The sequence below is a fragment of the Ramlibacter monticola genome (assembly GCF_016722785.1).
Taxonomy (GTDB): Bacteria; Pseudomonadota; Gammaproteobacteria; order Burkholderiales; family Burkholderiaceae_C; genus Ramlibacter; species Ramlibacter monticola.
Window position 1 is genome coordinate 256,007 of the sequence record NZ_JAEQNE010000005.1, and the last position, 18,452, is coordinate 274,458.

19 protein-coding genes and 1 tRNA gene are annotated in these 18,452 nt (G+C 69.3%); 15 read left to right on the top strand and 5 right to left on the bottom strand.

Going from position 1 to position 18,452, the window contains the following annotated elements; all coding sequences use genetic code 11:
- Window positions 1-54 precede the first annotated feature (54 nt).
- Window positions 55-1,149: a redox-regulated ATPase YchF gene (gene ychF / locus JJ685_RS19990; protein ID WP_201676090.1), complete on the bottom strand. Its 1,095-nt coding sequence runs from the start codon at window positions 1,147-1,149 to the stop codon at window positions 55-57.
- Between the two features lie 64 nt (window positions 1,150-1,213).
- On the bottom strand, window positions 1,214-2,074 hold the full coding sequence (locus JJ685_RS19995; protein ID WP_201676091.1) for an MOSC domain-containing protein: 861 nt from the start codon (window positions 2,072-2,074) through the stop codon (window positions 1,214-1,216).
- A 66-nt stretch (window positions 2,075-2,140) separates the two neighbouring features.
- Here JJ685_RS19995 and JJ685_RS20000 point away from each other — a divergent pair, with 66 nt between their 5' ends.
- The 4 genes from JJ685_RS20000 to JJ685_RS20015 are packed head-to-tail and all read left to right on the top strand — an operon-like array spanning window position 2,141 to window position 6,895.
- Entirely contained in the window at window positions 2,141-3,271 is a 1,131-nt protein-coding gene (locus JJ685_RS20000) for an FAD-dependent monooxygenase (RefSeq protein WP_201676092.1), read from the top strand.
- Window positions 3,268-4,044: a DsbC family protein gene (locus JJ685_RS20005; RefSeq protein WP_201676093.1), complete on the top strand. Its 777-nt coding sequence runs from the start codon at window positions 3,268-3,270 to the stop codon at window positions 4,042-4,044. The genes JJ685_RS20000 and JJ685_RS20005 overlap by 4 nt, the downstream gene beginning before the upstream one ends.
- Window positions 4,041-5,798, top strand: coding sequence for a M61 family metallopeptidase (locus JJ685_RS20010; RefSeq protein WP_201676094.1), 1,758 nt, complete (start codon window positions 4,041-4,043; stop codon window positions 5,796-5,798). Before JJ685_RS20005 ends, JJ685_RS20010 begins: the two co-directional genes overlap by 4 nt.
- Window positions 5,777-6,895, top strand: coding sequence for a DUF3108 domain-containing protein (locus JJ685_RS20015; protein ID WP_201676095.1), 1,119 nt, complete (start codon window positions 5,777-5,779; stop codon window positions 6,893-6,895). The genes JJ685_RS20010 and JJ685_RS20015 overlap by 22 nt, the downstream gene beginning before the upstream one ends.
- A gap of 135 nt (window positions 6,896-7,030) precedes the next feature.
- Here JJ685_RS20015 and paaK (JJ685_RS20020) read toward each other — a convergent pair whose 3' ends face one another.
- Genes paaK (JJ685_RS20020) through JJ685_RS20030 form a run of 3 tightly spaced genes read right to left on the bottom strand, consistent with a single transcriptional unit; the run spans window position 7,031 to window position 9,584 of the window.
- Complete coding sequence (gene paaK, locus JJ685_RS20020) at window positions 7,031-8,326, bottom strand: phenylacetate--CoA ligase PaaK (protein ID WP_201676096.1); 1,296 nt, start codon at window positions 8,324-8,326, stop codon at window positions 7,031-7,033.
- Between the two features lie 10 nt (window positions 8,327-8,336).
- The gene (gene paaI / locus JJ685_RS20025) at window positions 8,337-8,774 is read right to left on the bottom strand and encodes a hydroxyphenylacetyl-CoA thioesterase PaaI (protein ID WP_201676097.1); all 438 of its coding nucleotides are present in this window, start codon (window positions 8,772-8,774) and stop codon (window positions 8,337-8,339) included.
- 6 nt (window positions 8,775-8,780) lie between these two features.
- The gene (locus JJ685_RS20030) at window positions 8,781-9,584 is read right to left on the bottom strand and encodes an enoyl-CoA hydratase-related protein (protein WP_201676098.1); all 804 of its coding nucleotides are present in this window, start codon (window positions 9,582-9,584) and stop codon (window positions 8,781-8,783) included.
- Window positions 9,585-9,683: 99 nt separating this feature from the next.
- On the opposite strand from JJ685_RS20030, the gene JJ685_RS20035 reads away from it, so the two are divergent.
- The 11 genes from JJ685_RS20035 to paaK (JJ685_RS20085) all read left to right on the top strand — a co-directional run bounded on the left by JJ685_RS20035 (window position 9,684) and on the right by paaK (JJ685_RS20085) (window position 18,430).
- Window positions 9,684-10,463 (top strand): enoyl-CoA hydratase, encoded by a 780-nt coding sequence (locus JJ685_RS20035; protein ID WP_201676099.1) that lies wholly within the window; start codon window positions 9,684-9,686, stop codon window positions 10,461-10,463.
- Window positions 10,464-10,515: 52 nt separating this feature from the next.
- Window positions 10,516-10,592, top strand: a tRNA-Met gene (locus tag JJ685_RS20040).
- A gap of 118 nt (window positions 10,593-10,710) precedes the next feature.
- A complete protein-coding gene (locus JJ685_RS20045; RefSeq protein ID WP_201676100.1) occupies window positions 10,711-11,790 on the top strand; it encodes a sensor histidine kinase in 1,080 nt (359 codons plus the stop codon).
- Entirely contained in the window at window positions 11,787-12,419 is a 633-nt protein-coding gene (locus JJ685_RS20050; protein WP_201676101.1) for a response regulator, read from the top strand. The genes JJ685_RS20045 and JJ685_RS20050 overlap by 4 nt, the downstream gene beginning before the upstream one ends.
- Before the next feature lie 135 nt (window positions 12,420-12,554).
- Window positions 12,555-13,544 carry a 1,2-phenylacetyl-CoA epoxidase subunit PaaA gene (gene paaA, locus JJ685_RS20055; RefSeq protein WP_201676102.1) on the top strand — a complete coding sequence of 330 codons (990 nt, stop codon included), beginning with the start codon at window positions 12,555-12,557 and terminating at the stop codon, window positions 13,542-13,544.
- Window positions 13,545-13,564: 20 nt separating this feature from the next.
- Window positions 13,565-13,861 carry a 1,2-phenylacetyl-CoA epoxidase subunit PaaB gene (paaB, locus tag JJ685_RS20060; RefSeq protein WP_201676103.1) on the top strand — a complete coding sequence of 99 codons (297 nt, stop codon included), beginning with the start codon at window positions 13,565-13,567 and terminating at the stop codon, window positions 13,859-13,861.
- A gap of 7 nt (window positions 13,862-13,868) precedes the next feature.
- Window positions 13,869-14,624 carry a 1,2-phenylacetyl-CoA epoxidase subunit PaaC gene (paaC, locus tag JJ685_RS20065; RefSeq protein ID WP_201676104.1) on the top strand — a complete coding sequence of 252 codons (756 nt, stop codon included), beginning with the start codon at window positions 13,869-13,871 and terminating at the stop codon, window positions 14,622-14,624.
- Complete coding sequence (paaD, locus tag JJ685_RS20070) at window positions 14,618-15,151, top strand: 1,2-phenylacetyl-CoA epoxidase subunit PaaD (protein WP_201676105.1); 534 nt, start codon at window positions 14,618-14,620, stop codon at window positions 15,149-15,151. The genes paaC and paaD overlap by 7 nt, the downstream gene beginning before the upstream one ends.
- Window positions 15,152-15,164: 13 nt before the next feature.
- Window positions 15,165-16,241 (top strand): 1,2-phenylacetyl-CoA epoxidase subunit PaaE, encoded by a 1,077-nt coding sequence (gene paaE, locus JJ685_RS20075; RefSeq protein ID WP_201676106.1) that lies wholly within the window; start codon window positions 15,165-15,167, stop codon window positions 16,239-16,241.
- Window positions 16,242-16,250: 9 nt separating this feature from the next.
- Window positions 16,251-17,051, top strand: a complete 801-nt coding sequence (paaG, locus tag JJ685_RS20080; RefSeq protein WP_201676107.1) for a 2-(1,2-epoxy-1,2-dihydrophenyl)acetyl-CoA isomerase PaaG — start codon at window positions 16,251-16,253, stop codon at window positions 17,049-17,051.
- A gap of 44 nt (window positions 17,052-17,095) precedes the next feature.
- On the top strand, window positions 17,096-18,430 hold the full coding sequence (gene paaK / locus JJ685_RS20085) for a phenylacetate--CoA ligase PaaK (RefSeq protein WP_201676108.1): 1,335 nt from the start codon (window positions 17,096-17,098) through the stop codon (window positions 18,428-18,430).
- The last annotated feature ends 22 nt before the right edge of the window (window positions 18,431-18,452 follow it).

Here is an 18,452-nt window from a genome sequence, read left to right on the forward strand (position 1 = left end):
CGTCGCGCGCGACCTACGGACGCAGGGTCCGTCGCGCGCGTTTCTTGCCGTGCGTCAAACGTTGAACAGGAAGTTCATCACGTCGCCATCCTTCACGACGTATTCCTTCCCTTCGCTGCGCATCTTGCCCGCGTCCTTGGCGCCCTGCTCGCCCTTGAAGGCGATGAAGTCGCCGAACGCGATGGTCTGCGCGCGGATGAAGCCGCGCTCGAAGTCGGTGTGGATCACGCCGGCGGCCTGCGGCGCGGTGGCGCCGATCGGGACGGTCCAGGCGCGCACTTCCTTCACGCCCGCCGTGAAGTAGGTCTGCAGCCCCAGCAGCGTGAAGGCCGCGCGGATCAGGCGGTTGAGGCCCGGTTCGTCCTGGCCGATCTCGGCCAGGAACATCTTCTTGTCCTCTTCGCCCATGTCGGCGATCTCGGACTCGATCTTGGCGCAGATCACCACCACCGGCGCGTTCTGCGTCGCCGCGTATTCGCGCAGGCGATCGAGGTGGGGGTTGTCGTGATAGCCGTTCTCGTCGACGTTGCCGACGAACATGGCGGGCTTGGCGGTGATCAGGAACAGCGGCCGGAGCAGCGCCTTTTCCTCGTCGGTGAGCTGCAGCGTGCGCACCGGTTGGCCCTGGTCCAGGGCCTGCTGCACCTTGGGCAGCAACTGCACCATGCGGGCCGCTTCCTTGTCGTTGCCCGACTTCGCGGCTTTGCTGTAGCGGGCCAGCGTCTTCTCCACCGTGCCCAGGTCGGCCAGGCACAGCTCGGTCTGGATCACCTCGATGTCGGAAACCGGGTCGACCCGGCCGGAGACGTGGATCACGTTCGGATCCTCGAAGCAGCGCACCACGTTCACCACCGCGTCCGTCTCGCGGATGTGGGCCAGGAACTGGTTGCCTAGGCCCTCGCCCTTGCTGGCGCCGGCGACCAGGCCGGCAATGTCGACGAATTCGACGATGGCCGGGACGATCCGCTCCGGCTGCACGATCTCGGCCAGCGCCGAGAGGCGCGGGTCCGGCAGTTCGACCACGCCCACGTTCGGCTCGATCGTGCAGAACGGATAGTTCTCGGCGGCGATCCCGGCCTTGGTCAAGGCATTGAACAAGGTGGACTTCCCGACGTTGGGCAAGCCCACGATCCCGCACTTCAAACTCATGTCAGTTCCCGCAAACGAAGCCGGAAATTGTATTCGGTGGACCGAAACCCGGCCGATCGCCCGGCTAGAACCGGATCGCGGCGGCCACCGGCTGCCCGATGCGCAGGGTGCGATCGACCCCTTCGACCACGATCGCGTTCATGGCAAAGCTGACCGCGCCGTCCAGCACCGGGTCCCGCCGGTAGGCCTGCAGGGCGTCGCCGACGGCCGGGTCGACCTGGGCGGTGGCCGGGTCCACGTTCGGGATGGTGCAGCGGGAGCACGGCTTGACCGGCCGCAGCTGGACCTCGCCGTCGTCGGTCGCGATGCGCACCAGCTCCAGCCGGTCTTCGTCGTGCGCCTCCAGGCCGGCCAGCACGATGTTGGGCCGGAAGCGCTCGATGCCCACCGCCGCATGGCCGGCGGCCGCGAGCTTCGCGTTCAGCAGGTCCAGCGAGGCGGTGCTCGCCAGCAGCAGCGGGTAGCCGTCGGCGAACTGGGTCGGCGCCTCGACGCCGCCGGTCCACTGCAGGCTGGCGAGGCGCCGGTGCTCGGGGTCGAAGCGCACCAGCCGCAGCGGGCGGCCGAGGAAGTCCGTGAACCACTGGGCCGCCACCGCGCCCATGTCGTAGGCCTGCACCTCGTCGTCCCAGACCCGCACCTTCACCGGCTCCTCCACCGTGTCGATCTGCAGGTGCAGCGCCAGCATGCCCGGGGCCCGCAGCACCACGTCGTTCACGCGGATGGTCGGCCGGATCAGGGCCATGCGCGGCAGCTCGCGCTGGCTGACGAACTCGCCTTTTTCGTCCACCACCATCCAGGCCCGGTCCAGGTCCAGCCCGGTCTCGGTCAGCAGCGCCTCGCGCAGCTCCACGCCGGCACAGGACTTGACGGGATAGACGAACAGGCGGGCGATCGTGGCGCTCAGGTCGGGGGCGGTGCTCATGGGCTGGGATGGCGGGTGGGATGCGTCGCAGCCCCGGATTGTGCCCGCCTCCTACAATCCCCTCTTATGGCCGCTCCTCTCGATGTCTGTATCCGCGGCGCGGGCATGGTGGGCCGCACGCTGGCCCTGCTGCTGGCGCGCGACCGCCTGCGCGTGGGGCTGGTCAACGGCGCCCCCGCCGCGACACCCCAGCGGGACAACCGCGCCTATGCGCTCAACGCCGCCGCGCGCGACCTGCTGCTGCGCCTGCGCGCCTGGCCGGACGAACAGCACGCCACCCCGGTCGCCGCCATGGACATCCGCGGCGACGACGGCGGGCGGGTCCGCTTCTCCGCCGGCGACGAGGGCGTGGAGGCCCTGGCCTGGATCGTCGACGTCGAGCCGCTGCTGGCCCGCCTGTACGAGGCGGTCCGCTTCCAGCCCCAGGTGGAACTGCTGCCCGCGCCGCAGCCGGCCGCGCTCACGGTCGTGTGCGAGGGCCGCGCCAGCGCCACCCGCGAGGAATTCGGCGTCCATTTCGAGGTCGCCTCCTATCCGCAGCGCGCCATCGCCGCCCGCCTGGACTGTGAAAAACCGCATGGCGGTGTGGCGCACCAGTGGTTCGAATCCGGCAACGTGCTGGCGCTGCTGCCGCTCGGCGGACCGCAGGGGAACTCGGTGGCCCTGGTGTGGTCTGTGCAGGAACCCCGTGCGGACGAGCTTCTGGGGATGACACCGGACGATTTCGCCGCGCGGCTGTCGACCTGCTCGGGCCACGAGCTGGGGCGCATGACGCTCACCAGCGAGCGCACGGCGTGGCCGCTGCAGCGGGCGCAGGCCGACCGCTGGTGCGGCCCGGGCTGGGTGCTGGCCGGGGATGCCGCGCACAACGTGCATCCGCTGGCCGGCCAGGGCCTGAACCTGGGGCTGGCGGACGCCGAGAAGCTCGCGCAGGTGCTGCACGAGCGCGAGTACTGGCGCTCCCTGGGCGACGCGAAGCTGCTGCGCCGCTACGAGCGGGCGCGCAAGATGGACGTGCTGGCCATGGCCTGGACGACGGACGGGCTGCAGCAATTGTTCGCGCAGCCGACGGAGCCCTGGGCCCTGCTGCGCAACTGGGGAATGCGGGGCTTCGACCACAGCGGGCCCGTGAAACGCTGGGTGGTGCGGCAGGCCATGGGCCGGGCCGGAAATCTCTTGAGAACGGGAAGAACATGAAACCGAATGCGATCCACGGCGTGCTGGCCGCCGTCCTGGCCACGCTGGCGCTCGTCGCCGGCGCCGCCGGGCCCAGCGACAAGGCCCCCACGGTGGCCAACGCCGCCCTCCAGGTCAGCAAGGAGCAGGACCAGTTGCTGCGCAAGAACCTGGCCGAGCGCCTGCCCAGCATCGGCAGGATCGACGAGATCAGCCGCACGCCCATGCCCGGCCTGTTCGAAGTCCGCATCGGCACCGACCTGTTCTACACGGACGCCGACGGCGCCTACCTGCTGCAGGGCCAGCTGATCGACACCAAGGCGCGCAAGAACCTCACCGAGGAGCGCCTGGACAAGCTGCTGGCGGTGGACTTCGACACGCTGCCCACGAAGGACGCCTTCGTGATGGTGCGCGGCAACGGCAAGCGCAAGCTGGCCGTGTTCGAGGACCCGAACTGCCCCTACTGCAAGAAGTTCGAGCGCGACCTGCAGAAGGTCGACAACGTCACGGTCTACATGTACCTGTACCCGATCCTCGGCCCGGATTCGACCGACAAGTCGCGCAACATCTGGTGCGCGAAGGACAAGGCGAAGGCCTGGCAGGACTACATGCTGCGCAACGAGGCGCCGTCCAAGGCGGAGGCCGGCTGCGACCTGCAGGCGCTGAGCCGCAACATCGAATTCGGCAAGAAGCACAAGATCACGGGCACGCCGACGCTGATCTTCACCGACGGCACGCGGGTGCCGGGCGCGATCGGCACCGCCGACATCGAGAGGATGCTGGCGGCCAAGTGATCGCAGCGCGCGCGGACGGCCCGCATTACCGGGTCGAGGCGGTGGATCCCGCCGCCCACCTGTTCCACGTCACGCTGACGGTGTCGCAGCCCCAGGCGGGGCAGCGGGTTTCGCTGCCGGCCTGGATCCCGGGGAGTTACCTGGTGCGCGAGTTCGCGCGCCACCTGCAGAAGGTCAGCGCGCGCCAGGACGGCAGGCCGGTGCCGGTGCAGCAGGTCGACAAGGCCAGCTGGCAGGTCGACTGCGTGCCCTCGATCCCGCTGGTCCTGAGCTACGAGGTCTACGCCTTCGACAACTCGGTGCGGGCGGCCTGGCTCGATACGCAGCGGGGCTTCTTCAACGGCACCAGCCTGTGCCTGCGCGTGCATGGCCAGGCGCAGGAGCCGCACCAGCTGGAGCTGGTGGCCCCGCGCGCCTACCCGCACTGGGAGGCGGCCACGGGCCTGGAGCCCCTGAAGACCGGCAAGCGCGGCTTCGGCACCTACGCGGCGGAGAACTACGACGAGCTGGTGGACTGCCCGGTGGAGCTCGGGCCCTTCTACAGCGCCGAGTTCCGCGCCTCCGGCGTGCCGCACCGCATCGTGATCGCCGGCGCCACCGAGTCCCTCGACGCCGAGCGCCTGGTGGCCGACACGCAGAAGATCTGCGAAGCCGAGATCCGCTTCTGGCACGAACGCCGGAAGCCGCCCTTCAAGAGCTACCTGTTCATGCTCAACGCGGTGGACGACGGCTACGGCGGCCTGGAACACCGCAACTCCACCGCCCTGATCTGCTCGCGCCGCGACCTGCCGCGCAAGGGCGAGGCGCGCACGGCCGAAGGCTACGTGACCTTGCTGGGGCTGATCAGCCACGAGTACTTCCACACCTGGAACGTCAAGCGCCTGCGGCCGGCGGAGTTCGCGCACTACGAGTACAGCGGCGAGAACTACACCCAGCTGCTCTGGTTCTTCGAGGGCTTCACCAGCTACTACGACGACCTGTTCCTGCGCCGCGCCGGGCTGATCGACGACGCCACCTACCTGAAGCTGCTCACCAAGACCGCCAACCAGGTGTTGCAGACGCCGGGGCGCGAGGTGCAGTCCGTGGCGCAGGCGAGCTTCGATGCCTGGATCAAGTACTACCGGCAGGACGAGAACACGGCCAACGCCACGGTCAGCTACTACACCAAGGGCTCGCTGGTGGCCCTGTGCTTCGACCTCACGCTGCGGCTGGAAGGGCACGCCAACCTCGACGAGGTCATGCGCGCCCTGTGGCAGCGCTGCAAGGCGGGGCCGATGGCGGAGGCCGACTTCGCCGCGGTGCTGAAGGAACTCGGCGGCCGCGCCTTCAACCGCGAGCTCGCCTCCTGGGTGCACGGCACGCGCGAGCTGCCGCTGCGCGAACTGCTGGAGCAGCACGGCATCACGGTGATGGAGGAGCCCGCGCCGATGCAGCAGCGCCTGGGCGTGCGCGTCGGCGAGTCGCAGGGCGCGGTCGTCCTGAAGAACGTGCTGCGCGGCGGCGCGGCGGAACAGGCCGGCTTCGCCGCCAACGACGAGTGGCTCGCGGTGGAAGTCGCGGGCACCGGCTGGCGCATGGGCAAGCTGGACGACCTCCTGCTGTACGCGGGCAGCCACCGCAAGGTGACCGCGATCGTCGCGCGCGACCGGCGGCTGCTGCGGCTGGACCTCACGATTCCGTCGGGCATCACCACCTGGCGGTTGGTGCTGCGCGATCCGGCGCAGGCGCAGGCGTGGTTCGGCCCCCAAAGCTGAAGCTGGCACTGCTCGCGGTGCTGGTCGTGCTGGGGCACTTCGCCTCGCTGGAGTGGCTCGCGCGCCAGGCCGATGCGCTCTCCGGCCTGACCTTGATGACGCCGCCGATGTACACGCGCCTGCTGCAGCCGGCGGCCCCGTCGCCGGTGGTCGCCGCCGCGGCGCCGGTGGCGCCGGCGAAACCGCCCGCGCGGGCCGCGCCCAAGCCCAAGCCGCCGGCATCGAGCGCAAAGGAAGTAGAGGAGAAACCGCCGGAGCCCGTCGCGCAGGCCGAGCCCCCGCCCGAGCTGCCGCCCCCACCGGAGGAAGCCGTGGCGCAGGCGCCGGAGCCCGCCGCCTCCGAGCCCCTGGCCGCCGCCTCCGCGGCCCTGACGGCTGCATCGGAACCGGTCGCGGCCGCGAGCGCACCGGCCGGCGCTGCCAGTGCGCCCGCCACCGACACCGCGTCGCTGGACCAATGGCCCACCGACACCCGCCTCACCTACGAAGTGACCGGCGAGTACCGGGATCGCGTGCACGGCGAAGCGCACGTGCAGTGGCAGCGCGAGGGCAACCGCTACCAGGTGCGGCTGGACGTCACGATCCGCATCGTCGTGCCGATCACGCAGACGCTCACCAGCCAGGGCGAGGTCACGCCGGCCGGACTGCTTCCGCGCGCCTACGAGGAGCTGCGCACCGGCGGCAAGCGCCGCACCACGCAATTCGGCGACGAGGTGGTGATCACGGAGAAAGGCACCCTGCCGCGCCCGCCGGGCGTGCAGGACACGGCCAGCCAGTTCGTCGAGCTGTCGCAGCGCTTCGCCACCGGCAAGGAGGTGCTGGCGGTCGGCCGCACGGTCAAGTTCTGGCTGGCGCGCCCGGGCGGCATGGACGAATGGACCTACGACGTGGCGGAACGCGAGACGCTGCACCTGCCGCGGCTGGGCCCGGTCGAGACCTTCCACCTGAAGCCGCGCCCGATCGCGAACCCGCGGGGCAACATCACCGCCGAAATGTGGTTCGCGCCGAGCCTGCAGTACCTGCCGGCGAAGATCAGGGTGATCATGGGGACGGAAGCGTGGCTGGACCTGGTGGTGGACCAGATCGAGCAGCGCTAGTAAACCAGGTACCGAACGCAGAGGGCGCAAAGGATTCGCAAAGGGCGCGGAAGGACATCCCCTCTTAAGGATTTTCTCCTGCGTCTTCTGCGAATCCTTTGCGCCCTCTGCGTTCGGCTGTCTGGTTTTGGTCTTCTACAGCCTCCGCTGATCCACCACCCGCTTCGCCTTCCCCATGCTCCGCTCGATGCCTCCCGACGGCCGCACGTCGATGCGGGCCGTGGTGCCGATGTAGACCTTGATTTCGTGCGCCAGGCGGTCGGCGGCGGAGCGCACGTCGTCGTGTTCCGGCGGGAGGCCCGCGCCGGCTTCCACCGCCACCGTCAGGTGGTCCAGCGGGCCCTCGCGCGTGAGGATGCACTGGTAGTGCGGCGCCAGCACCGGCTGCTTCAGGATCAGCTCCTCGATCTGGGTCGGGAACACGTTGACGCCGCGCACGATCATCATGTCGTCGCTGCGGCCGGTGATCTTCTCCATGCGCCGCATCGTGCGCGCGGTGCCGGGCAGCAGGCGCGTGAGGTCGCGCGTGCGGTAGCGGATGACCGGGAGCGCCTCCTTGGTGAGCGTGGTGAACACCAGCTCGCCGAACTCGCCGTCCGGCAGCGGCTCGCCCGTCTCGGGATCGACGATCTCGGGGTAGAAGTGGTCCTCCCAGATCGTCGGGCCGTCCTTGGTCTCGACGCACTCGTTGGCCACGCCCGGGCCGATCACCTCCGACAGGCCGTAGATGTCGACGGCGTCGATGGCCAGCCGCTGCTGGATCTTCTGCCGCATGTCGTTGGTCCAGGGCTCGGCGCCGAAGATGCCCAGGCGCAGGCTGCACTCGCGCGGGTCCAGCCCCTGGCGCTCGAATTCGTCGGCGATCGCCAGCGCGTAGCTGGGCGTCACCATGATGATGTCGGGCCGGAAGTCGTGAATGAGCTGCACCTGGCGCTCGGTCTGGCCGCCGCCGAAGGGCACCACCGTGAGCCCCAGCTTCTCGGCGCCGTAGTGCGCGCCCAGCCCGCCGGTGAACAGGCCGTATCCGTAGCTCACGTGCACCAGCTCGCCCGGGCGCGCGCCGGCCGCCCGGATGCTGCGGGCCATCACGTGCGACCACATCTCGATGTCGTTGTGCGTGTAACCCACCACCGTGGGCTTGCCGGTGGTGCCGCTGGAGGCGTGGATGCGCACGCAGCGCTCGCGCGGCACCGCGAACATGCCGAAGGGATAGTTCTCGCGCAGGTCCGCCTTGGTGGTGAAGGGGAACCGGCGCAGGTCCGCCAGGCTCTTCAGGTCGTCCGGATGCACGCCGGCGGAGTCGAACTTGCGCCGGTAGGCGGGCGCGTTCCGGTAGGCGTGCTGCAGGGAGGACTTCAGCCGCTTGAACTGCAGCGAGCGCAGTTCGTCGACGCTGGCCTTCTCGATCGGTTCGAGCGGAAATGAAGCCATGTTCCCTCCGTCAGGTCCCCTCCGGGATCACCGTTCCCTGGATGCTCGTGCTCTTGCCCCGGAACACCGCGATCACCTCGCCGCGCTGGTTGCTCACGCGCATGTCGTAGATGCCGTGGCGACCCTGCAGGACCTGCTCCACGCCCTCGCAGGTGAGCACGTCGCCCAGGTGCGCGGGCTTGAGGAACTCGATGCTGCAGCCGGCGGCCACCGTCACCTTGTTGTGGCTGTTGCAGGCGTAGGCGAAGGTGGAATCGGCCAGCGTGAAGATCAGGCCGCCATGGCAGATCTTGTGGCCGTTGAGCATGGGCTCGCGCACCGTCATGCGCATGCGCGCCCGGCCGGGCTCGCAGGCGAGCAGCTCCATCTGCAGGAAATCCTTGGTGGCCGTATCGACGGCGAACATGGCCTCGCCCACGCGGGCGGCCAGGGCGGCGGGAGTCAGCATCTTTCTCTATTCACCTTTGAACTGGGCGGGTCGTTTTTCGAGGAAGGCGGTGACGCCTTCGAGGTAATCGTGCGTGCGGCCGAGGGCCGACTGCGTGTCGCGTTCCAGATCGAGCTGCCGGTCCAGTTCGTTGCTGGCGGCCGCGCGCAGCAGCTTGCGCGTCTGCACCAGCGCCGCGGTGGGCATCGTGGCCAGGCGCTCCGCCAGCTTCATGGCGGCCTCGACGCAGTCCTGGCCCTCGGGCGCAACGTCCCAGATCATTCCCCATTCCTTCGCGTCCTGGGCCCCCACCTTGTCGCCCAGCATCGCGCAGCCCATGGCGCGCGCCAGCCCCAGCTTCTTCACCAGGAACCAGGAGCCGCCGGCGTCGGGAATCAGGCCGATCCGGCTGAAGGCCTGGATGAACACCGCGGACGAGGCCGCCACGGCGAGGTCGCAGGTCATGGCCAGCGAGGCGCCCGCGCCGGCCGCCACGCCGTTGACGGCGGCGATGGTCGGCACGCGCAGCTCCATCAGCTTGCGCACGGTGGGGTTGAACAGCTTGTCGATGACCGGCCCGGGGTCGGCCCGCTCCACGCGGTTCGGTCCGGGGCTGACGTCGAACTCCGCGAGGTCGGCGCCGGCGCAGAAGCCGCGGCCTGCCCCCGTGATCACCGCGGCGCGGATGCCCTTGTCGCCGGCGATGCGATCGAGCGCGGCGCGCAGTTCCTCGTGCATCTGGCGCGTGAAGCTGTTGAGCGCCTGCGGGCGGTTCAGGGTGACGAGGGCGACGCTGGCGCGCGCCTCGAACAGGACGGTGGCTTCGCTCATGGGGTCTCCTTCCCGGCGCCCGAATCTAGCATCCGGCCGGCGCGCGGCCGGAGCACGGTTTCCCTTGGTTATAGTTGCGCGCAACGTGAGGAGATCGCGATGGCCTACGAAATGATCGAAGTACGCACCGAAGCGGGCAAGGTGGGCGTGATCACGCTGAACCGCCCCAAGCAGCTCAATGCCCTGAACAACCAGCTGATGGACGAGCTCGGCGCCGCGCTGAAGTCCTTCGACGCCGACGACGCGATCGGCTGTATGGTGATCACCGGCAGCGAGAAGGCCTTCGCCGCCGGCGCCGACATCGCCGCGATGGCCAAGTACGGTTTCGCCGACGTCTACGGCGGCGACTACATCACGCGCAACTGGGAGACGATCCGCAGCATCCGCAAGCCGGTGATCGCCGCCGTGAGCGGCTTCGCCCTGGGCGGCGGCTGCGAGCTCGCGATGATGTGCGACTTCATCATCGCGGCGGACAACGCGAAGTTCGGCCAGCCCGAGATCAAGCTCGGGATCATCCCCGGCGCCGGCGGCACGCAGCGCCTGCCGCGCGCGCTCGGCAAGGCCAAGGCCATGGACATGGTGCTGACCGGCCGCATGATGGACGCCGCCGAGGCGGAGCGCTCCGGCCTGGTCAGCCGCGTCGTGGCGCTGGACAAGCTGATGGAGGAAGTCCTCGGGGCCGCGCTGCAAATCTGCGAATACTCGCGCCTGGCGGTGTACGCGGCCAAGGAATCGGTGAACCGCTCCTACGAGGGCGGCCTCGCCGACGGCGTGATGTTCGAGCGGCGCATGTTCCACGCCCTGTTCGCCACCGAGGACCAAAAGGAAGGCATGGACGCCTTCGTGAACAAGCGCAAGGCGCAGTTCAGGAACCGCTGAGGCCCGGTGCTCGGCAGAGGGGCTCCGGAATCCTCTATAATCTCTTTCCTTTGGCGCTTTAGCTCAGCCGGTTAGAGCGACGGAATCATAATCCGCAGGTCCGGGGTTCGAATCCCTGAAGCGCCACCAGAACGCACGAAGCCTTGCCGGTCCACGACCTGCAAGGCTTCTCCGCTTGGGCCGGGCACGGCGCCGCGGCGCCATCTCGGCCGGAGCACAATGCCTGCCTGTGCCTGGCACCCCCCCCATGACGTCGCCGCCCCCACCTTTCGCAGCCGCAGCCGTCGACCTGGACGATGTTCCTTTCCGGGGCATCGTGGAGCAGTCGCTGGCCGGGATCTACGTGGTGCTGGACGAGCGCTTCATGTACGCCAACGACACCTTCGCGGCCATGTTCGGCTATCCCCGCGAGGAGTTCATCGGCCGGCGGATGGTCGACTGCGTCACCCCCGATTCGGCGGCGCAGGTAATGGAGAACTACCGCAAGCGCATCGACGGCGAGGTGCAGGCCATCCACTACTTCACCAAGGGCGTGCGCAAGGACGGCCGCATCGTGCACCTGGAACTCCACGCTTCGCGCGTGGAGTGCCGCGGCCGGCCGGCGCTGGCGGGCGTCGCGCTCGACGTGACCGAACGGATCGAGGCGCAGGAGGAATTGCGGAGCTCGCGCGAGAGCCTGCGGGAGCTGGCCCAGCACATCAACAAGATGCGCGAGATCGAACGGGCCCGCCTCGCGCGCGAAGTGCACGATGTCCTGGGCGGCATGCTGACTTCCGCCAAGTTCGAAGTCGCGCGCATCCTGCGCCGCACCGGCGAGCCGGGGCAGGAAGACCTGCAGCGCGTGGCCCGGGAGCTCCTGGTCCTGCTGCAGGAAACGATCGATACGGCGCGCTCCATCTCCGACGACCTGCGGCCCGCGAGCCTCGACGTGCTCGGGCTCGGCACGGCCCTGGCCATCGGCCTGCAGCGCTTCGGGGACCGGCACGGGATCGCGACGCACTTCGGCGGGGCGGGTGATTGGCCCGAGTTGCCGCAGGCCGTCTCCGTGCAGGTCTACCGGATCGTGCAGGAGGCGCTCACCAACGTCTCCCGGCATGCGCAAGCCTCGCGGGTGACGCTGCAGCTCGCGCGCGTCGGGCCGGTTCTCGAGCTCAAGGTCGCCGACGACGGCGTCGGCCCCGACGCCGCGCCGCGCCGCCCGGGCTCGATCGGGCTGTTCAGCATGGCCGAACGGGCGCGGGAAATCGGAGCCAGCCTCGAGATGCGCCCCGGCGCCGAAGGCGGCACCGAAGTCGTCCTGTCCTTCCCGGCGCCCGCGCAGCCATGATCGAACTGCTCGTCGTCGACGACCACACCATCTTCCGCCGGGGCATCGCGCGCCTGATGGAGGACGAAGACGACATCCGCGTTACGGGCGAAGCGAGCGACGGCCCCACCGCGCTGGCGCTGATCCGCTCCCATCGCTACGACGTCGTGCTGCTGGACATCAACATGGGGGCCCGCAGCGGGCTGGACACCTTGTCCGCCATTCGCGCCGAGCAGCCGCGCCTGCCCGTGATCATGCTGTCGATGTACGTGGAGTCGCAGTACGCACGCCGCGCGCTCAAGGCGAGCGCCAACGCCTACCTGTCGAAGGACGTGAGCCACGAGGAGCTGCTGCGGGCGATCCGACACGTCGCGCGCGGCAACGTCTACGTCACGGCCAGCTACGCCGCCGAAACCTTTGCCGCCCAGGGCGGCGACCGCGATGCGCCCGCGCACGAGCAGCTCTCGCCGCGCGAGATGCAGGTGATGCTCAAGATCGCCCGGGGCGTGCCGCTCACCGAGATCGGCGTGCAGATGTGCGTCAGCGTCAAGACCATCGCCACCCATCGCAGCCGCATCCTGGAGAAGCTGGCCCTCGGGAGCAACGCGGAACTCGTGCAGTACGCGGTGCGCCATGGCCTGCTCGACTGAATCCCGCAGTCCCGACGCACGGACCTAGTACTAACCCGGACTCGCTGTCAGAAGACCGCACCTGCCGCAAACACGCGCCGATTCCTAGTATTCCCGAACCGATCGCAATCCGCGATCGCATCAGGAGACGGCAACGTGTACGCACAACTGGTCGACACCGGCGCGCAGAGGGTCCGGGCGCTGGACGAGATGCCCGAGGAGGAGCGGGCGTTCCAGGAGCGCATCGACGCGGGGATCAAGATCGAACCCAAGGACTGGATGCCGGAGGCGTACCGCCGCACCCTGATCCGCCAGATTTCGCAGCACGCCCATTCGGAGATCGTCGGCCAGCTGCCGGAGGGCAACTGGGTCACCCGCGCGCCGACGCTGCAGCGCAAGTCCATCCTGCTGGCCAAGATCCAGGACGAAGCCGGCCACGGCCTCTACCTGTACAGCGCGGCCGAGACGCTGGGCGTCTCGCGCGACGACCTGCTCGACGCGCTGCACGCCGGCAAGGCCAAGTATTCGAGCATCTTCAACTACCCCACCCTGTCCTGGGCCGACATGGGCGCGATCGGCTGGCTCGTGGACGGCGCCGCGATCATCAACCAGATCCCCTTGTGCCGCTGCTCCTACGGCCCGTACTCGCGGGCGATGATCCGCGTGTGCAAGGAGGAGTCCTTCCACGCCCGCCAGGGCTACGACATCCTGCTGGCACTGTGCCGCGGCAGCGCCGAACAGAAGCAGATGGCGCAGGACGCCCTGAACCGCTGGTGGTGGCCGGCCCTGATGATGTTCGGCCCGCCGGACGCGGACTCGGTCAACAGCGCCCAGAGCGCCCGGTGGCGCATCAAGCTGTTCTCGAACGACGAACTGCGCCAGCGCATGGTGGACCAGACGGTCCCCCAGGCCGAGCACCTGGGCCTCACCGTCCCCGACCCGGACCTGCGCTGGAACGAGGAGCGCGGCCACTACGACTTCGGCGCGATCGACTGGACCGAGTTCCATGAGGTCCTGAAGGGCAACGGACCCTGCAACCGCGAACGCCTGCGCACCCGAGTGCAGGCCTACGAGGACGGCCGCTGGTTCCGCGACGCGCTGGTCGCGCACGCCGACAAGCAGGAGCAGCAGGCGCGCGCCGCCTGAATCACCACCGAGGAGCCAACATGAGCAAGAGCAAGGGGCGCGACTGGCCCCTGTGGGAAGTCTTTGTCCGCAGCCAGCACGGCCTGGCGCACAAGCACGTCGGCAGCCTGCACGCGCCGGACGCGGAAATGGCCGTGGCCAACGCCCGCGACGTCTACACGCGCCGCAACGAAGGCACCGGCATCTGGGTGGTGCGGGCCTCGGAGATCGTTTCGAGCAGTCCCTCGGACAAGGGGCCGCTGTTCGAGCCATCCAACAGCAAGGTGTACCGCCACCCGACCTTCTTCCCCATGCCGGAAGAAGTGAAGAACCTCTGAGGCGGCCATGCTGGACGACAAGTTCGAACTGCTCCTGCGCCTGGGCGACAACGCCCTCGTCCTCAGCCAGAGGCTGTGCGGCTGGGTGGGCAAGGGCCCGGCGCTGGAAGAAGACATGGCCCTGGCCAACACCGCGCTGGACCTGATGGGGCAGGCGCGGCTGTGGCTGGCGTATGCGGGGGAGGTGGAGGAGCAGGGCCGCGGCGAGGACCAGCTCGCCTTCCTGCGCGACGCCCACCAATTCCGCAACCTGCTGCTGGTGGAGCGCCCCAACGGCAGCTACGCCGACACGCTCATGCGCCAGTACCTGTTCGACAGCTGGCACCTGCTGCTGCTCGGGCAACTCGAACGCTCCGCGGATGGCCGGATCGCCGCCATCGCGGCGAAGGCGCGCAAGGAGGTGACGTACCACCTGCGCCGCAGCGCCGACCTGGTCGTGCGGCTCGGCGACGGCACGCAGGAGAGCCACGCCCGCATGCAGGAGGCCCTGGACGAACTGTGGCCCTACACCGGCGAGCTGTTCGTCGCCGACGCGGTCGACGAGGTCATGGCGGCCCAGGGCATCGCCGACAGCGTCTGCGAACTGCGCGAACCGTGGCTGGCGCAGGTGCGCCGCACACTGGCGGCCGCCACGCTCGTCCTCCCGCCCGCCAACGCCTGGATGCACAAGGGCGGCAAGCAGGGCCGGCACTCGGAGCACATGGGCTACCTGCTGGCCGAGATGCAGTTCCTGCAGCGCGCCTATCCGGGGCAGCAATGGTGAGCGTCGAGCCCACCACCGCCGAGGTCTGGGCCTGGCTGGCCGAGGTGGAGGATCCCGAGATCCCGGTGATCTCGATCGTCGACCTCGGGATCGTGCGCGAGGTCGCGTGGGCCGACGAGGGCGATCGCCGCGAGTGCGTGGTGACGATCACCCCCACCTACTCCGGCTGCCCCGCGACGCACGTCATCGCGGACAGCGTGAAGACCGCCCTGCGGGACCGCGGCGTGGAACACGTGCGGCTGGAAAGCCGGATCGCTCCGCCCTGGACGACCGACTGGATGAGCGAGGACGGGCGTCGCAAGCTGCGCGCCTACGGCATCGCCCCGCCCATCGGTTCGGCGGCGGAACAGTTCATCCGGCCCGAGGACATCGGGCGGGGACGGGTCTGCGCCGCTCCGGGCGTGCAATGCCCCAACTGCGACTCCACCGATGTCGCGCTCACCAGCCAGTTCGGCTCCACGCCCTGCAAGGCGCTGTACCGGTGCCGCAGCTGCCTCGAGCCCTTCGACCTCTTCAAGTGCCACTGAAGGCGAGTCCCCCATGAGCAAGTTCCATCCGATCACGATCGCGCAGGTGCGCCAGGAAACGCGCGACACCATCGTCGCCACCCTGGCCGTGCCCGAATCGCTGCGCGAACGCTTCGCCTTCACGCAGGGCCAGCACCTGACGCTGCGCGCCCAGGTCAACGGCGAAGACCTGCGCCGTTCCTATTCGATCTGTTCGGCCGTGGACGATCCCGAGCTGCGCATCGCGATCAAGCGCACGCCCGGCGGCCAGTTCTCCACCTGGGCCAACGACACCCTGAAGCCGGGCGTCACCCTGGAGGTGATGCCGCCGATGGGCCACTTCCACCTGCCCCTGGATCCCGCGCAGGCCAAGCGCTACCTGGCGTTCGCGGCCGGCAGCGGCATCACCCCGATCCTGTCGATCCTCAAGACCACGCTGGTGCGCGAGCCGCAGTCCAGCTTCACCCTGGTCTACGGCAACCGCTCGACCTCCTCGGTGATCTTTCGCGAGGAACTCGCGGAACTGAAGGACCTGTTCCCGGAGCGCCTCAACCTCGTCCACGTGATGAGCCGGGAGCAGCAGGACACCGACCTGTTCAACGGCCGCATCGACCGCGAGAAGTGCGAGGCGCTCTTCGCCCGCTGGATCGACGTCGCGGACCACGACGCCGCCTACATCTGCGGCCCGGAGCCGATGATGCGCGCCGTGAGCGAGGCCCTGCAGGCCCACGGCATGCCCAGGGAAGCGGTGAAGATGGAACTCTTCGCCGCGAGCATCCCGAAGGCCCGCAAGGAGGCGCACCCGCGGCCCGTCGTCGGCCGCCAGGAATGCGAGGTCGTGGTGGTGATGGACGGCGCCGAGCGCCAGTTCACCATGGAGAAGGACAAGACCTCGGTGCTGGACGCGGCGCTGGCGCAGGGCATCGACATGCGCTACTCGTGCAAGGGCGGCGTGTGCGCCACCTGCCGCTGCAAGGTGGTCGAGGGCAAGGTCGACATGGACGCGAACTTCGCGCTGGAAGACTACGAGATCGCCCGCGGCTTCGTCCTCTCCTGCCAGTCGTTCCCGGTCAGCGACCGCCTGGTGATCGACTTCGACCAGGACTCCTGAGGCCCGGCCATGGACTACCGCAACATCCTCTTTTCGGTCGCGGACGGGATCGCCCGCATCACGCTGAACCGACCCGAGCGGCTGAATGCGTTCAACGTCGCGATGCACGAAGAACTGCGCCACGCGCTGCAGCGCGTCGAAAGCGCGGCCGCGGAGCGCACCGTGCGCGTGCTGGTCCTCACCGGGGCCGGGCGCGCGTTCTGCGCCGGCCAGGACCTCGCCGACCGCTCGGTGGACCCGGGTGCGGCCGCGCCCGACCTGGGCGCTTCCATCGAGCTGTACTACGGCCCCCTGGTGCTGGCCCTGCGCCGCCTGAGCGTCCCGGTGCTGTGCGTCGTCAACGGCGTCGCGGCCGGCGCCGGGGCGAACCTGCCGCTCGCCTGCGACATCGTCATCGCCGCGCGTTCGGCCCATTTCATCGAGGCCTTCTGCAACCTCGGCCTGATCCCGGATACCGGCGGGACGTACTTCCTGCCGCGGCTGCTCGGGCCGGCCCGCGCCACGGCGCTGGCCATGCTGGGCGACAAGCTGAGCGCCGAACAGGCCGCCGCCTGGGGCCTGATCTGGAAATGCGTCGACGACGCCCAGCTCGCGGCCGAAGCGGATGCGCTGGCGCGCCGCCTCGCCGCAGCGCCCACCCTGGGCGTGCTGCGCACGCGCCAGGCGCTCCAGGCCAGCGGCCTGAACACGCTGGAGGCGCAGCTGGATCTCGAGCGCGACTTCATGCGCGAACTCGGGCGCAGCAACGACTACCGCGAAGGCGTCAGCGCCTTCCTGGAAAAACGGCCGCCGCGCTTCACCGGCGCCTGAGGCCCGGCCACTCCCACCCCGATTCATTCCCGAGAGGAAACCCCATGCTCGCTCCCACGCCGCTCCGCAGCCGGCTCGACCCGATCGAAGTCGCCAGCCGCGACGAAATCCAGGCCCTGCAGCTCGAACGCCTGCGGACCACGCTGCGCCGCGCCTACGAGAACGTTCCCCACTACCGCGCCGCCTTCGACGCCGCCGGCGTGCGGCCCGAGGACTGCCGCTCACTGGCGGACCTCGCCCGCTTCCCCTTCACCACCAAGAAGGACCTGCGCGACAACTATCCCTACGGCATGTTCGCCGTTCCGCGCGAGCAGGTGGCGCGGGTGCACGCCTCCTCCGGCACCACCGGCAAGCCCACCGTGGTGGGCTACACCCGCAACGACATCGAGACCTGGGCCACCGTGGTGGCGCGCTCGATCCGGGCCGCCGGCGGCCGCCCGGGCGACATCGTCCACGTGGCCTACGGTTACGGCCTGTTCACCGGCGGCCTCGGTGCGCACTACGGCGCCGAGAAGCTGGGCTGCACGGTGGTGCCGATGTCGGGCGGCCAGACGGAGAAGCAGGTCCAGCTGATCTGCGACTTCAAGCCCGACATCATCATGGTGACGCCCAGCTACATGCTGAACCTGATCGAGGAATTCCTGCGCCAGGGACTCGACCCGGTCGAGAGCTCGCTGCGCATCGGCATCTTCGGCGCCGAGCCCTGGACGGATGCCATGCGCGGAGAGATCGAGGCGCGCGCCGGCATCGACGCGGTGGACATCTACGGCCTGTCCGAAGTGATGGGCCCCGGCGTGGCGAGCGAATGCGTGGAGTCCAAGGACGGCCCGGTGATCTGGGAAGACCACTTCTACCCCGAGATCATCGACCCCGAAACGGGCGAGGTGCTGCCGGACGGCGAGGAGGGCGAGCTGGTGTTCACCTCCCTGACCAAGGAGGCGATGCCGGTGATCCGCTACCGCACGCGCGACCTCACCCGCCTGCTGCCGCCGACGTCCCGCTCCATGCGCCGCATCGGCAAGATCACCGGCCGCAGCGACGACATGCTGATCATCCGCGGGGTCAACGTGTTCCCGACGCAGATCGAGGAACTGATCCTGAAGAACGACAAGCTCGCCCCGATCTACCAGCTCGTGGTGACGCGCGACGGCCACCTGGACAAGCTCGACGTGCTGGTGGAAGCCCGCCCGGAGGTGTCGAACCAGCTCACCACGACCGAGTCGGAAGGCATCGGCCGCGCGCTGGAGCACGCCGTCAAGACCTATGTGGGCGTCAGCACCAAGGTCCGCGTGCTGGCCAGCCACAGCATCGAACGCACCGCCACCGGCAAGGCCCGCCGCGTCGTGGACAAGCGACCCAAGATCGCGCAGCCCGCCTGAATTTCCGCCCGTCCAACTCCAA